Consider the following 14,577-nt stretch of genomic DNA (forward strand, 5'->3'; position numbering starts at 1 on the left):
AAGGCCCCGCCCCCAACGATCCGGAGATCGCGGGGGCGGGGCCCGTCGTCGTTCAGGCGTTCAGCGGGTCACTTGCCGCCGGCGAGCTTCTCCCGCAGTGCGGCGAGCGCCTCGTCGGTGGCCAGGGTGCCGGCCGGCTCCTCGGCCTGCCGGCTCGGGGCCGGGCTGGACGAGGAGGTGGTGCCACCGCCGCCAGTGCCGCCAGCGGCCGGAACGGCCGGAGTCGGGTTGGCGGCAGCCTCGGCGTCGGCAGCCCGAGAGGTCTGCACCTGCTTGGTGTGGGCCTCCCAGCGCAGACGAGCCTCGGCGTACTGGTTCTCCCAGGTCTCGCGCTGCTTGTCGTACCCCTCGAGCCACTCGCCCGTCTCGGGGTCGAAGCCCTCCGGGTAGATGTAGTTGCCCTCGGTGTCGTACGTCGCGGCCATGCCGTAGAGGGTCGGGTCGAAGTGCTCCTCGCCCTCGACGAAGCCCTCGTTGGCCTGCTTGAGCGAGAGCGAGATCCGGCGGCGCTCCAGGTCGATGTCGATGACCTTGACCATGACCTCGGAGCCGACCTGCACGACCTGCTCCGGGATCTCCACGTGGCGCTCGGCCAGCTCGGAGATGTGGACCAGGCCCTCGATGCCGTCGTCCACCCGGACGAACGCACCGAACGGCACCAGCTTGGTGACCTTACCCGGCACGATCTGCTGGATCGCGTGGGTGCGGGCGAACTGCCGCCACGGGTCCTCCTGGGTCGCCTTCAGCGACAGCGAGACGCGCTCGCGGTCCAGGTCGACGTCCAGGACCTCGACCTCGACCTCCTGGCCCACCTCGACAACCTCGGACGGGTGGTCGATGTGCTTCCAGGACAGCTCGGAGACGTGCACCAGACCGTCGACGCCGCCAAGGTCGACGAAGGCGCCGAAGTTGACGATCGAGGACACGACGCCCTTGCGGACCTGGCCCTTCTGCAGCTTGTTGAGGAACTCGGTGCGCACCTCGGACTGCGTCTGCTCCAGCCAGGCCCGGCGGGACAGGACCACGTTGTTGCGGTTCTTGTCCAGCTCGATGATCTTGGCCTCGAGCTCCCGCCCGACGTACGGCTGCAGGTCGCGCACACGACGCATCTCGACCAGGGACGCGGGCAGGAAGCCGCGCAGCCCGATGTCGAGGATGAGGCCGCCCTTGACCACCTCGATGACCGAACCGCGGACGACGCCGTCCTCGTCCTTGATCTTCTCGATCGTGCCCCAGGCCCGCTCGTACTGCGCCCGCTTCTTGGAGAGGATCAGACGACCCTCCTTGTCCTCCTTCTGGAGGACCAGGGCCTCGATGTGGTCGCCAACCGTCACAACCTCGGCGGGGTCCACGTCGTGCTTGATCGACAACTCCCGAGAGGGGATGACACCCTCGGTCTTGTAGCCGATGTCGAGCAGGACCTCGTCCCGATCGACCTTGACGACGGTGCCTTCGACAATGTCGCCGTCGTTGAAGTACTTGATGGTCTCGTCGATCGCGGCGAGGAATGCCTCCTCGGAACCGAGATCGTCGTGGGTGACCCGGGTGGCGCTCGAGGGGGCCTCGATGCTGCTCGTCATGTGGGCGGTTGCTCCGGTCGGTGGGTTGTCACAGCAGGCTGGTGTCGCAGTGACCTGTTCGCGCCAGCGGATCCGTCGCCGGGCACACCGAACGATCGCCTAGTGAGATCATGATGTGGCTCCGTCGACCGCGCACCTGCTCCCTGCCGAGGCAACGCGATCCGCGAGCGCATCGTCTAGCCTACCGTGCGCATTACCACAGCGTGCAAGCCCTCCCGGCTTCTCTCCGTGCGGTGACCTGCGAAAGACGAACAATCGCCCGGAAAACACCCCTGCTGTCTCGTGCGTCACAGCGGCCCCACGGGTCCCCGTGCCCGGCCCGCGTGATCGACTCGGTTTCCCGGAGAACCGGCGTGTCCGAACGGCCCGGAGACCGCGACGTCACGGAAACCGAGTCGATCGAGCGGCACCGCGCGAGGAAGCGCGCCAGATCTTGGACGCGCCGCCGCGCCCAACGGGCGGGCGGGGCCTAGCGTGAGCGCGTGGATGACGACAACCGGGTCACCCGGCGCCGGGTGGGTGACGCCGAGGCCCGGCGGGCCAACCGCGGCTGGTGGGACACCGACGCCGACGACTACCAGGCCGAGCACGGCGCGTTCCTCGGCGACGTGGACTTCGTCTGGTGCCCGGAGGGCCTGCGCGAGGCCGACGCCCGGCTGCTCGGTGACCTGCCCGGCCGACGGGTGCTGGAGGTCGGCTGCGGAGCGGCTGCCGCCGCCCGCTGGTTGGCCACCCAGGGCGCCCGGCCGGTCGCCTTCGACCTGTCCGCCGGCATGTTGCGGCACGCCGCCGAGGCCGCCGACCGCACCGGGGTACGCGTGCCGCTGGTGCAGGCCGACGCGCTCGCCCTGCCGTTCGCCGACCGGTCGTTCGACCTCGCCTGCACCGCCTTCGGCGCCATCCCGTTCGTGGACGACTCGGCGGCCCTGCATGCCGAGGTGCACCGGGTGTTGCGCCCCGGCGGGCGGTGGGTGTTCTCGGTGACCCACCCGATGCGATGGATCTTCCTGGACGACCCCGGCGAGGGCGGGCTGACCGCCGTGCACTCGTACTTCGACCGTTCCCCCTACGTCGAACAGGACGAGTCCGGCGTCGCCACCTACGTCGAGCAGCACCGCACCCTCGGCGACCGGATCCGGGAGCTGGTCGGCGCGGGTTTCCGGCTGCTGGACCTGGTGGAGCCGGAGTGGCCGGAGGGGCACGAGGGCCTCTGGGGGCAGTGGAGCCCGTTGCGCGGTCGACTCTTCCCCGGCACCGCCATCTTCGTCACCGAGAAGCCCGCGGAGTGAGCGCGTCGCACCCGCGGTCCGACCTGCGTCGCATCGACCGCCGGTAGGCTCGTCCCATGAGCGCCGCGCCCATCCCGACATCACCTGGCCCCTGGTGTCCGGACCCGATGCGGCAGCAGCGCGCCGACTACACGCTGGAGGACCTGCTCGCCCTGCCGGACGACGCCCCCCGCGTCGAACTTGTCGACGGAGTAATCCAGGTGACACCCTCCCCCACCCTGGGCCATCAGGACATCTCGTTACTGCTCGCACACTGGCTGCTGCAACATGTGCCGGCTGATCTTCGGGTCACCCAGGCCGTCGGGGTCGGGCTGAGTTCCAACACCAGCCGACAGCCGGACGTCCTGTTGCGGCGCGCGAGCGTCGCTTCCTCCCGATCGCTGCTGCGACCCGAGGACGTGGTGCTCGCCGTGGAGATCGTCTCGCCCGGCACGCGGCGGCTCGACCGGTTCGCGAAACCGGGTGAGTACGCTGCCGCCGGTATTCCGTTCTACTGGCGCATCGAGCAGGACCCGGTGCACGTCTACGCGTACCGGATCGGCGACCGGGTGGGACCTGGCGGCGAGCGGCAGTACGAACTGGTCGCCGACAGCGCCGCCGTGATCGAACTGACCGAGCCGTTCGAGATCAAACTGTCGCTCACCGAGATCACGCCGTAGTCCGGGTCGGTCGTTTCACCCCGCCGGTCCCGGGTAGCCGAGCACCATGGCCGAACAGAGATTCCACAAGGGCGACCATGTCTCCTGGTCGGCCCACGGCAGCCGCGCGTACGGCGTGGTCCAGGAACCGATCACCGAGCGGACGCGGATCCGCGGGCGAGCGGTGAACGCGGCCCCCGATGACCCGCAGTACCGGGTCCGCAGTGACGGTACGGGCCGGGACGTGGCCCACCGACCCGAGGCGCTGCGTCATGAGCAAAAGTAACGAAGGCCGGGACACCTATCGGGAGTTCACCGAGGCGGTGAACATGAAGCCCGGTGAGCTGTCCACGTGGCTGGAGACCGACGAGTCGAAGCAGGTTGGCTGGCACAAGGGCGGGCGCGCCGGCGGCGGCGAGTCCGTCGGACACGAATCCGGCCGGAAGATCATCAACCTGCTCCGTCGCAAACGGGGCGACCTGTCCGAGGGCGACTACAAGCACATGCGCAAGGTGGTGGGCTACGTACGCCGGCACATGGCGCAGCGCCCCTCCGGCAGCGTCCGCGACACCAAGTGGCGCTGGTCCCTGATGAACTGGGGCCACGACCCGATGAAGTAGCGAACCGGCCCGCCCGCACGGGCTCTTGAGACGCAAGATCCGCGACCTTGGCGCGAAGATCCGCGCAACGTCGGCGAAGCTGCTGCCTCAGCACGCCACGACCCAGCACTTTCCCCGAAGTTGCGCAGGTCATCGCGCGTGCCCGACGAACGGACAGTGTGCGACCAGCGGGACGAGACGCGGCGATTCCGGGGGCGACGCGACTGGGGCGACCGGGTCAGGGTTGCGGGGCAGCCCGACCCACGCAGGGATCAAGCCTGACCGCCCGGAGTGGGGCGGGCTGCCCCGCAACCCTCAACCGCAACCAACAGGAATCACGACTCAGTGGTCGGCGCTGTTCCAGTCGCGGCCCTCGCCGACCGACACCTCCAACGGCACCGACAGCGGGTACGCCGCGCCCATCTCCCGCCGGACCAGTGCCTCCAACGCCTCCCGCTCACCGGGGGCGACCTCGAAGACCAACTCGTCGTGCACCTGCAACAGCATCCGGGAGCGCAGCCCGGCCTCGCCGAGCGCGGTGTCGACGTGCAACATCGCCACCTTGATGATGTCGGCCGCCGAGCCCTGGATCGGGGCGTTGAGGGCCATCCGCTCGGCGATGTCGCGGCGCTGCCGGTTGTCGCTGGCCAGGTCGGGCAGGTAGCGGCGGCGACCCAGGATGGTGGAGGTGTAGCCGTCCTGGCGGGCGCGGGCGACGACCTGGTGCAGGTAGTCGCGCACCCCGCCGAAGCCGGCGAAGTAGTTCTCCATCAGCCCGCGCGCCTCGTCGGTGCCGATGTTGAGCTGCTGGGACAGACCGAACGCGCTCAACCCGTACGCCAGGCCGTAGTTCATCGCCTTGATCTTGCGGCGCTGGTCGGCTGTGACCTCGTCGAGCGGCACCCCGAAGACCGACGAGGCGGTCGCGGCGTGGAAGTCGGCGCCGGAGTTGAACGCGTCGATCAGCGCGTCGTCCGAGGACAGGTGCGCCATGATCCGCATTTCGATCTGGCTGTAGTCGGCGGTGAGCAGGCACTCGTAGCCCTCCCCCACCACGAAGGCCCGACGGATCCGCCGGCCCTCCTCGGTGCGGATCGGGATGTTCTGCAGGTTGGGCTCGGTGGAGGAGAGCCGCCCGGTGGCCGCCACCGTCTGGTTGAAGGTGGTGTGGATCCGGCCGTCGTCGGAGACCGACTTGAGCAGTCCGTCGACTGTCGACTTGAGCTTGGCCACGTCCCGGTGGCGCAGCAGGTGGGCCAGCACCGGGTGCGGCTGCTGCGCGTAGAGCCACTGCAGCGCGTCGGCGTCGGTGGTGTAACCCGTCTTGATCTTCTTGGTCTTCGGCAGACCCAGCTCGGTGAAGAGGATCTCCTGCAACTGCTTGGGCGAGCCGAGGTTGAACTCCCGGCCGATCTCGGCGTAGGCGTTCTGCGCGGCGGTCTTTACCTCACCGGCGAAATGCGCCTCCAACTCGTGGAGGTAATCGTTGTCGGCCGCGATGCCGGTGCTCTCCATGCCGGCCAGCACCCGCATCAACGGCAGCTCCACCCCGGCCATCAGCCGGGCGGACTGCTCGCCGTCGCGGGACAACTCGGCGTCGATCGAGTCGGCCAGGTCGAGGGTGGCCCGGGCCTGGAGCATCAGGTTCTGCTCGGCCACGCCCTCGTCACCGAGCCCGTCGAGGGTGAGCTGGCCGGACTCCGGGACGTCCACCCGCAGCTCGCGGTGCAGGTAGCGCAGCGCCAGGTCGGTCAGGTCGTAGGACCGCTGGTCGGGGCGGGCCAGGTACGCGGCGATCTGGGTGTCGCGGACGATGCCGGCGAGCTGCCAGCCGTGCGCGGCGCAGGCCAGCACGGCCGGCTTGCTGTCGTGCAGCACCTTGGGCCGTTGCGCGTCGGCCAACCAGCCGGCCAGGGCGCCCTCGTCGGTGGCGTCGAGCCCGGTGGGATCGACCCAGGCCGCCGCGCCGCCGGCGGTGGCCAGCGCCAGACCGGTGATCGAGGCGGTGTGCCGGCGGTTGGGGCCGGTGTCGAGCTTGACCGCCAACCCGACCGGGGTGCCGGTCGGGGCGTGCGTGCTCAGCCAGCCGGCCAGCGCGCCGGGCTCGGTGAGCACCTCGCCGGTGAGGTCGAAGCCCGACTCGGCCTCCGGCTCGACCGCCTCCAGGTACTGGTAGAGGCGGTCGCGCAGGATGCGGAACTCCAGCGTGTCGAAGACCTGGTGCACCGCCTCCCGGTCCCAACCGGTCCACCGGGCGTCCTCCGGGCGCAGCGGCAGCTCCAGGTCGGAGACCAGGCAGTTGATCTCGTAGTTGCGGATCACGTCGGCGAGCCGCTCCCGCAGGCTGTCACCGGCCTTGCCCTTGATCTCGTCGGCGCGGGCGATGACGCCCTCCACGCCGCCGTACGTGGTGATCCACTTGGCGGCGGTCTTCGGGCCGACGCCGGGGATGCCGGGCAGGTTGTCACTGGTCTCGCCGACGAGCGCGGCCAGGTCCCGGTACTGCTGGGGACGGACGCCGTACTTCGCCTCGATCGCCGCCGGGTCCATCCGGGCCAGGTCGGAGACGCCCTTGCGCGGGTAGAGGACGGTGATCTGGTCGTCGACCAGCTGGAAAGCGTCGCGGTCGCCGCTGCTGATCAGCACGGTCATGCCCTGGTCGCGGGCCTGGCAGGCGAGCGTGGCGATGACGTCGTCGGCCTCGAAGCCCTCCTTTTCCACCACCGGGATCTGGAGTGCGGCAAGGACCTCCTTGACCAGGCTGACCTGACCCTTGAAGTCGGTCGGGGTCTCGCTGCGGCCGGCCTTGTACTCCGCGTACTTGTCGGTGCGGAAGGAGTGGCGGGAGACGTCGAAGGCCACCACGATGTGGGTGGGCTGCTCGTCGCGCAACACGTTGATCAGCATCGAGGTGAAGCCGTAGACCGCGTTGGTCGGCTGACCCGTCGTGGTGGAGAAGTTTTCCACGGGCAGGGCGAAGAACGCCCGGTATGCCATGGAATGTCCGTCGACGAGAAGCAGGCGCGGTGTCGTAGCTGTCACGGCAGCGACTCTAGTCCGTCGCACCGACATCCCTGGCCGGCGGCACCGGGCGATCCGGCCCGGAAACCGCCGCCGACCGGAACGCCGACGGCCGGCCACCCCGTGCAGGGATGACCGGCCGCCGCTCGGATGGCTCAGGCCACGCCGAGGTACGCCTCCTTGACCGACGGATCGTGCAGCAGGTCCTGACCGGACCCCTCCTTCACGATCTGACCGGTCTCCAGCACGTAGCCGCGGTGTGCCCGCGACAACGCCTGCTGGGCGTTCTGCTCCACCAGCAGGATCGTCATGCCCTGCTGGTTGATCTCCGTGATGATGTCGAAGATCTGCCGGATCACCAACGGGGCCAGGCCCATCGACGGCTCGTCGAGCAGCAGCAGCTTCGGCCGGCTCATCAGCGCCCGCCCGACCGCGAGCATCTGCTGCTCGCCGCCGGAGAGGGTGCCACCGGCCTGCTTGCGCCGCTCGGCCAACCGCGGGAAGAGGGTCAGCACCCGGTCCAGGTCGGCGGCGATGCCGGCGGAGTCCCGCCGGGTGTACGCCCCCATGTCCAGGTTCTCCAGCACCGTCATGCCCGGGAAGATCTGCCGGCCCTCGGGCGACTGGCACAGCCCCCGGACCACCCGCAGGTCGGCTCGGAGCCTGCTGATGTCCTCGCCGTTGAACGTGATCTTCCCGCCGGCGAGCGCCCGGGTCCCGGAGATGGCCCGCATGGTGGTGGTCTTACCGGCGCCGTTCGCGCCGATCAGGGCCACCACCTCGCCCTCGTTCACCGTGAGGTTGATCCCGTGCAGCGCCTCGATCCGACCGTACGCGACGGCGACGTTCTCCAGCTCAAGCAGCGTCATCGGCGGGCTCCCCCAGGTACGCGGCGATCACCTTCGGATCGCGGCTGACCTCCGCGGGCGCACCCTCGGCGATCTTGCGGCCGAACTCCAGCACCACGATCCGGTCGGTGACTCCCATGACCAGCCGCATGTCGTGCTCGATGAGCAGGACGGTCAGGCCCATGTCACGGATCTGCCGGATCAGGGTGAGGAGTTCCTCCTTCTCCGCCGGGTTGAAGCCGGCGGCCGGCTCGTCCAGGCAGATCAGCTTCGGCTCGGTGGCCAGCGCTCGGGCGATCTCCAGTCGGCGCTGGTAGCCGTACGGCAGGTTGCGCGCCTCGTCATTGGCCCGATCGGCGATCCCGACGAAACGCAGCAACTCGAGCGCCTTGGACTCGGCCGCCCGCTCCTCCAGGATGTGCCGGGACAGACCGAAGATCTTCGCGGCCGACAGGCGCACCTGCTGCCACGTCCGGGCGATCCCGGACGCGGCGGTGACCTGCGGCAACTCCTCCGGCTTCGGCCGCACCCGGTAGAGCCGGAACAGCGCCCCGGGCACGCTCGTCTTGTGCCGCGAGTCGGTGCCGACCATGACGTTCTCGAGCGCTGTCATCTCCGGGAACAACCGGATGTTCTGGAACGTCCGGGAGATGCCCAACTGGCTGATCTGGTGCGGCTTGCGGCCGGTCACCCGCTGGCCGCGGAACCGGACCGCCCCCGAGGTCGGCTTGTAGACCCCCGTCATCACGTTGAAGCTGGTGGTCTTGCCGGCGCCGTTCGGCCCGATGAGGCCGAGGATCTCGCCCTCGTAGATCTGGAAATTGATCTTGTCGAGGGCGACCACCCCGCCGAAGCGGAGCGTGACGTCGTCGACTTCGAGCAGCACCGTTCGAGGCCCCGGCTGAGTCGGGATCTTCGGCGTCGCGGTGCTGGTGGTCTGGTCAGACATGAGCGGGCACCTCCTCTGCCTCTGCGGCGCGGTCCTTCAACTCGCGGGCACGCCGCCGGCTCGGGACCAGGCCCTGCGGACGCAGGATCATCACCAGGACCATGGCCAGGCCGAAGACCAGCCACCGGTAGTCGGCGAAGTCGCGGAACCGCTCCGGCAGGTACGCCAGCAGCACCGCGCCGAGCGAGACGCCGATCATGTTGCCGGAACCACCGACCACGACCATGGCGACGAACAGGATGGACAGGTTCGCGTTGAACTGGGTCGGGTCGATGAACGCGTTCCGGCTGCCGAACAGGAAGCCGGACAGGCCGCCGAGCGCCGCGCCGATGGCGAACGCCCAGAGCTTGAACTTGAACGGGTACACGCCCATCACCGCGGCGGCGTCCTCGTCCTCCCGGACGGCCAGCCACGCGCGGCCGACCCGGCTGCGCTCCAGTCGACGCACCAGGAACACCATGATCAGGACGAAGGTGATCGCCAACCAGTACCAGGGCTTCGCGTCGATCAGACCGAACACCTTGTTGTCCGGCGACGGCGCGCCCTCCGGGCCGGGAATGGCCGAGATGCCCACCGGGCCGTTGGTCAGCCCGGTGGCGTTGCGGGCCACGATCCGGATGATCTCCCCGAAGCCGAGCGTCACGATGGCCAGGTAGTCACCGCGCAGCCGCAGCGTCGGCCAGCCCAGCAGCACCCCGGAGAGCATCGTCAGCACGATCGCGATGAACAGGCAGATAGCCCAGGTCACCGCCCAGGTCGGCGGCAGGTTGAACTCCTGCTGGATCCACTTGACCACCGGCGAGTTCACCGAACCGAACAGCGCCACGCTGTACGCCCCGATGGCGAAGAAGCCGATGTAGCCGAGGTCGAGCAGGCCGGCGAGGCCGACCACCACGTTCAGGCCGATCGCGACAAGCACGTAGATGGCGCAGACGAAGAGCACACCCGCCCAGTTGTTGCCGCCCGCTATCGAGTCGGTACGCAACCAGGTCAGACCCGGGATGCCGAGCAGTGGCAGGTAGTAGAGGATCGCCACGAAGGCGGCCAGGCCGAGGGCCTGCTGCCACTTCGTGAGCGCCCGCCAGCGTTCGCCGACCGAGGTCAGGACGCTGACGCGGCGACGGTCTGCGGAGCGAATCTTGTCGATCATGCGCGGGCCCTCCCGAGCGACTCACCCAACAGGCCGGTGGGCCGGAACATCAGCACCACGATCAGCACCACGAAGGCGATGACGTCCTCCCAGTTGGACGCGAAGAGCGTGGCGCCGTAGACCTCGACGATGCCGAGGAAGAGGCCACCCAGCAGCGCGCCGCGCAGGTTGCCGATACCGCCCAGAACCGCGGCGGTGAACGCCTTCAGGCCCAGCACGAAGCCGATGCTGTTCTGGGTGAAGCCGAACCGCATGCTCCACAACAGCGCGGCGGCGCCGGCCATGATGCCACCGAGCACGAAGATCAGCATGATCACGCGCTCCTGGTTGACGCCCATCAGCGCGGCGGTCTCGGGGTTCTGGGCCACCGCCCGCACACCCCGGCCGTACCGGGTGCGGTTGATGAACCAGTCGAGCAGCGCCATCATCGCCACGGCCGCGATGAACACGATCAGCTGGATGTTCGTGATCGCGGTGTTGCCGATGGTGAACAGGGTCTCCTGCTGGATGATCGTCGGCATACCGACGATCTGCCGGGGCCGGCCGAACACGTCCGGCAGCACACCGCCGAGCAGCTCGGGCAGCACCTGCCCGAAGAGTTCCACGAAGACGAGCGACAGGCCGATCGCGGTGATCAGGAAGATCAGTGGCGGCGCGTTCTTGCGCCGCAGCGGCCGGTACGCGACTCGCTCGAGCGCCAGCGCCGTGCCACCTGACGCGACAGCGGCGACGATCAGGCCGAGCACCAGGAACAGGATGGCCTGGCCGATCGGCGGGTTATTTTCCACCCCGAGCTGGTTCCAGAGGATCAGCACCGCGAAGGTGCCGACCATGAAGACCTCGGAGTGCGCGAAGTTGATCAGACGAAGGACGCCGTAGACGAGGGTGTAGCCAAGGGCGATCAGGGCGTAGATGGCGCCCTTGGAAAGGCCGTCGACCGTGTGCTGGCCGAGATGACCGATCAGTTCATCGAAATGCACCGGGGGTCTCCTTGAATCGAGTGCGGCCGGGGTGAAACACCCCGGCCGCACTCCATTTCGTGGGCGTCAGCTGAGCTTGAGCTCCTGCAGCGGCTCGATGGCCTCGCCCTTGATCTGGTAGGCCCAGATGACGACCTTCGTCGGGTCGACGTCGCCCTTGGAGTCGAACTTGATGTACTTCGACACACCCTGCTTGTCGTACGACTTCACGAACGCCAGGATGTCGGCGCGGGTCTTCTTGCCGGCCTTGAAGGCGTCCAGGAAGATCGTCGCGCCGTCGAAGCCCTCGGCGCCGTAGGAGCCCGGCGGGATGCCGAACTTCTTCTGGTAGTCGGCCGAGAAGGTGCCGCCGGCCTTGTCAGCCGGGAGGCACGGGCAGGTGATGATCGCGCCCTCGGCGCCACCGGAGGCACCCTTCGGGAACGCCGGGTCGTAGAGACCGTCCGGGCCGACGAACTTGGCCTGGACACCGGCGGCGCGCATCTGCTTCACCAGCGGAGCGGCCTCACGGGTGTAGCCGCCGTAGAAGACGAAGTCCGCCTGCGCCGACTTGATCTTGGAGATGGTGGCGTCGAACTGCGCCTGCCGCTCCTGGATCTTGTCCTTGTTCACGATCAGCGGGCCGAGCTGCTTGCCGAGCTCCTCGGTGATGCCCGCGCCGTACGCGCTGGCGTCGTCGACCAGGAAGACCTTCTGCGCGTTCTGCGTCTTCAGGTAGCTCGCCACCGCGCCGGCCTGCGTGCCGTCGTTGCCGACCACGCGGTAGAAGGACGTGTTGCCCTTCTGGGTCAGGTCGGTCCGGGTCGCCGACGGGCTGACCATCGCCAGGCCAGCGGCCTGGTAGATCGGCATCGTCGCGTCCGACTCACCGGAGAAGTGACCACCGATGACACCGAGGAACGAGTTGTCCCCCGCGATCTGGTTCGCGAACGGGGTCGCCACCGCAGGGTCACCCTGGGTGTCGAACTGCTGCATGGTGACCTTGCAGTTCGGGTTCGCCGCGTTGAACTGCTCCAGGGCGAGATTCGCACCGTTGAGCGACGGGATCACCAGACCAGCGTTGTCACCAGTGAACGCGCCGAAGATCGCGATCTTGCCACCGCAGTCACCCGACGCGGCCTTATCGTCGCCGCCACCGGAATCCTGGCAACCAGCCGCGACCACCAGGGTCGCGGCGAGCGCAACGGTACCCAGCGCCCGTACATAGCTTCGCCTCACGGCTTCCTGACCTCCTCCAGATGCGGACGCGACTGACCCGTTGCGACGGCGACAGCACGCAGACCGCAATTCCACCCACCCCGCAGGGACTTCCCCTGCGTTACGGCTCGTGATGGCGGAGCGTACCGACACGACATACCGTCCCGGAAGGCCTGAAGCCTGGGTCTGCGAAACCGTTACGAAGACGTGGGCAATCATGTCGATGCCCGTAACAGGTGAATCCGTCAGTCGGTCCTTAAGCGCGCGTCCGGGCGGAGTCCGACCACGCTCACGCGGAGCCCTACCGGCCGAAAAAACCCCCGCTGAACTGCGAAAACGTCTCAACATGTGGCGGCTGGGGGTGGGGCCTCGGGTGAACGTCGGCTTTCAGACTCCCGGGCCGGCAGCCCACCACAACCCGGCCCGCGTGCCGTCGTCGGCCGCCAACCACCACCGGTCACCCACCGCCACCAGCGTCACGTCCCGGTCGACGCCCGCCGGCACATCGAGCGGCATGGTGACCTCCCGCCACGACCCACCCCGGTCCGTCGACACCCACACCGAGTGCCGCGCCCCGTCGGTGACCGCGGCGAGCAGCCGGTCCCCGGACGACACAAGCGACGTCACCCCCGGCACCCCGGCGCCGGCCCGCCGCGCGAACGTCCCGGCAGCCACCCAGCCCCCCGCCTCCTGCCGCCACGCGCCGAACGTCGCCCCGCGCAGCCCGACCGCCACCGGCACCCCGCCGACAAGCGTCACCCGCTGCATCTCCTCGTACTCCGACCCACCCGGCAACACAGTGCGCCGCCACGAGCGCCCGTCCGGCGACGACCACACCGCCGGGTCACGGTCGATCCGGCCGGCCGGCAGCAGACCACCCACCGCCAGCCAACCCGGCGACGTCGCCACCGCGTCGAACGCCCAGGTCACCCCCACCGCGTCACTGGCCAGCTCCGGCGCGCCCTCGACCAGCGCGAACTCCGCCGCGTCCGGTGCCGACACCCAGGAGGCCGCACCCGCCGAACGGTTACCGACGATCAACCAGCCCGACGCGCCGGCCGTCAGTCGGGACACGTTCACCGCCGTCGGCCCGCCGTACGTCTCGAACGACGCCTGCACCTCGACAAGCGCGCCGTCGGCCACCTGCCGCCACGTGCTGATCCTCGGATAGCCGTGCGCGCCGCCGACCTTGGCGCCGATCAGCGCCGCCTTCCCGTCGCGGCAGGCCACCGACAGGAACACGTTCTGCCGACCGTAGAAGGAATCCGGCCGTACCTGCTGCACGGTCCAGGTCGTACCGTCCACACTGGTCCACGCCGCGGGTCGGGTGCCGCCCTCGGCGTCGAGCACGCCACCGGCCAGGAACCACCGACCCGCGCACGACGTCGCGTCGCGCAGCAGAGGACGGCCCGCGGCACCGGGCGGCGCCGGCAGCGCCAGGGGCTGCCAGTCCGGCCGCAGCGCCGGCGCGGCGGCCGACGTCGACTCGGCGCCGCTGGGCGCCCTCGGACCGTCGCACCCCGCGAGCAGCAGCGCGAAGAGGCCGAACACCGCGATCACCCGTCGGAGGGACACCGGCCGATGCTAACCACAAGAGGTCGCGCGGGGTGGCCCGCCGGGGCCTGGTTCGCGCAGGTCGGGGACTCAGACAGTCGGCTGCTGCGACACCTCGCCGCCGGCGGTCTCCGCGAGGATCCGCTCGGCGACCTCTTTCATGGTCATCCGGTGGTCCATCGCCGTGCGCTGGATCCACTTGAACGCCTGCGGCTCGGTCATCCCGTACGTGGTCATCAACGCGCCCTTGGCGCGCTCCACCGCCTTGCGGATCTCCAGGCGGTCGGTCAGGCTCGCGACCTCCGCCTCCAGGGCCGCGACCTCGGAGTAGCGCGACAGCGCGATCTCCACTGCCGGGACCAGGTCGCTCTTCTGGAAAGGCTTCACGAGGTACGCCATCGCGCCCGCCGCCCGCGCCCGCTCCACCAGGTCACGCTGGCTGAACGCGGTCAGGATGATCACCGGAGCGATCCGGGCGCCGGCGATCCGCTCGGCGGCGGCCAGCCCATCCATGATCGGCATCTTGATGTCGAGGATGACCAGATCGGGCTTCAGCTCCTCGGCGAGCCGGACGGCGGTCTCACCGTCACCGGCCTCCCCCACCACCTCGTAACCCTCTTCGACAAGCATCTCGGCGAGGTCCAGCCGGATCAGCGCCTCGTCCTCGGCGATCAGTACGCGCCTGCGCTCGGCATCCGTCGGCGTCTCAGCCACCAGCCACTCCCACCATCGATCACTGCACGGCTACCACCCATGCTCCCGCATGAGAGTA

12 protein-coding genes and 1 pseudogene are annotated in these 14,577 nt (G+C 69.3%); 4 read left to right on the forward strand and 9 right to left on the reverse strand.

Translation table 11 applies throughout. The features are described 5' to 3' along the window. Window positions 1-68 precede the first annotated feature (68 nt). Window positions 69-1,580: a 30S ribosomal protein S1 gene (rpsA, locus tag ACQPWW_RS24615; protein WP_110563985.1), complete on the reverse strand. Its 1,512-nt coding sequence runs from the start codon at window positions 1,578-1,580 to the stop codon at window positions 69-71. A 482-nt stretch (window positions 1,581-2,062) separates the two neighbouring features. Between rpsA and ACQPWW_RS24620 the strand changes: the two genes are divergently transcribed. From ACQPWW_RS24620 to ACQPWW_RS24635, 4 genes and pseudogenes are all read left to right on the forward strand, one after another. Then, a complete protein-coding gene (locus ACQPWW_RS24620; protein ID WP_433125849.1) occupies window positions 2,063-2,869 on the forward strand; it encodes a class I SAM-dependent methyltransferase in 807 nt (268 codons plus the stop codon). Between the two features lie 56 nt (window positions 2,870-2,925). Next, on the forward strand, window positions 2,926-3,528 hold the full coding sequence (locus tag ACQPWW_RS24625) for a Uma2 family endonuclease (protein ID WP_433125850.1): 603 nt from the start codon (window positions 2,926-2,928) through the stop codon (window positions 3,526-3,528). 46 nt (window positions 3,529-3,574) lie between these two features. Further along, entirely contained in the window at window positions 3,575-3,793 is a 219-nt protein-coding gene (locus ACQPWW_RS24630; RefSeq protein WP_355032269.1) for a DUF2945 domain-containing protein, read from the forward strand. Continuing rightward, window positions 3,780-4,124, forward strand: a pseudogene (locus tag ACQPWW_RS24635) (DUF3140 domain-containing protein); the annotation flags it as partial. The gene ACQPWW_RS24630 and the pseudogene ACQPWW_RS24635, both read left to right, overlap by 14 nt. Before the next feature lie 324 nt (window positions 4,125-4,448). On the opposite strand, the gene polA reads toward ACQPWW_RS24635, so the two are convergent. The 8 genes from polA to ACQPWW_RS24675 all read right to left on the reverse strand — a co-directional run bounded on the left by polA (window position 4,449) and on the right by ACQPWW_RS24675 (window position 14,519). Beyond that, the gene (gene polA, locus ACQPWW_RS24640) at window positions 4,449-7,148 is read right to left on the reverse strand and encodes a DNA polymerase I (RefSeq protein WP_433125851.1); all 2,700 of its coding nucleotides are present in this window, start codon (window positions 7,146-7,148) and stop codon (window positions 4,449-4,451) included. Window positions 7,149-7,282: 134 nt separating this feature from the next. Next, window positions 7,283-7,996: an ABC transporter ATP-binding protein gene (locus tag ACQPWW_RS24645; RefSeq protein ID WP_433125852.1), complete on the reverse strand. Its 714-nt coding sequence runs from the start codon at window positions 7,994-7,996 to the stop codon at window positions 7,283-7,285. Then, window positions 7,983-8,924 carry an ABC transporter ATP-binding protein gene (locus tag ACQPWW_RS24650; protein WP_433125853.1) on the reverse strand — a complete coding sequence of 314 codons (942 nt, stop codon included), beginning with the start codon at window positions 8,922-8,924 and terminating at the stop codon, window positions 7,983-7,985. Before ACQPWW_RS24650 ends, ACQPWW_RS24645 begins: the two co-directional genes overlap by 14 nt. After that, window positions 8,917-10,074, reverse strand: coding sequence for a branched-chain amino acid ABC transporter permease (locus ACQPWW_RS24655; protein WP_433125854.1), 1,158 nt, complete (start codon window positions 10,072-10,074; stop codon window positions 8,917-8,919). Before ACQPWW_RS24655 ends, ACQPWW_RS24650 begins: the two co-directional genes overlap by 8 nt. Further along, complete coding sequence (locus tag ACQPWW_RS24660) at window positions 10,071-11,054, reverse strand: branched-chain amino acid ABC transporter permease (RefSeq protein ID WP_433125855.1); 984 nt, start codon at window positions 11,052-11,054, stop codon at window positions 10,071-10,073. Before ACQPWW_RS24660 ends, ACQPWW_RS24655 begins: the two co-directional genes overlap by 4 nt. A 66-nt stretch (window positions 11,055-11,120) precedes the next feature. After that, window positions 11,121-12,272, reverse strand: a complete 1,152-nt coding sequence (locus ACQPWW_RS24665; RefSeq protein WP_433125856.1) for a branched-chain amino acid ABC transporter substrate-binding protein — start codon at window positions 12,270-12,272, stop codon at window positions 11,121-11,123. Between the two features lie 366 nt (window positions 12,273-12,638). Then, a complete protein-coding gene (locus tag ACQPWW_RS24670; RefSeq protein ID WP_433125857.1) occupies window positions 12,639-13,826 on the reverse strand; it encodes a hypothetical protein in 1,188 nt (395 codons plus the stop codon). 69 nt (window positions 13,827-13,895) lie between these two features. Next, window positions 13,896-14,519: an ANTAR domain-containing response regulator gene (locus ACQPWW_RS24675; RefSeq protein ID WP_357069930.1), complete on the reverse strand. Its 624-nt coding sequence runs from the start codon at window positions 14,517-14,519 to the stop codon at window positions 13,896-13,898. Between the last annotated feature and the right edge of the window lie 58 nt (window positions 14,520-14,577).

The sequence above is a fragment of the Micromonospora sp. CA-240977 genome, from assembly GCF_050942285.1.
Taxonomy (GTDB): Bacteria; Actinomycetota; Actinomycetes; order Mycobacteriales; family Micromonosporaceae; genus Micromonospora.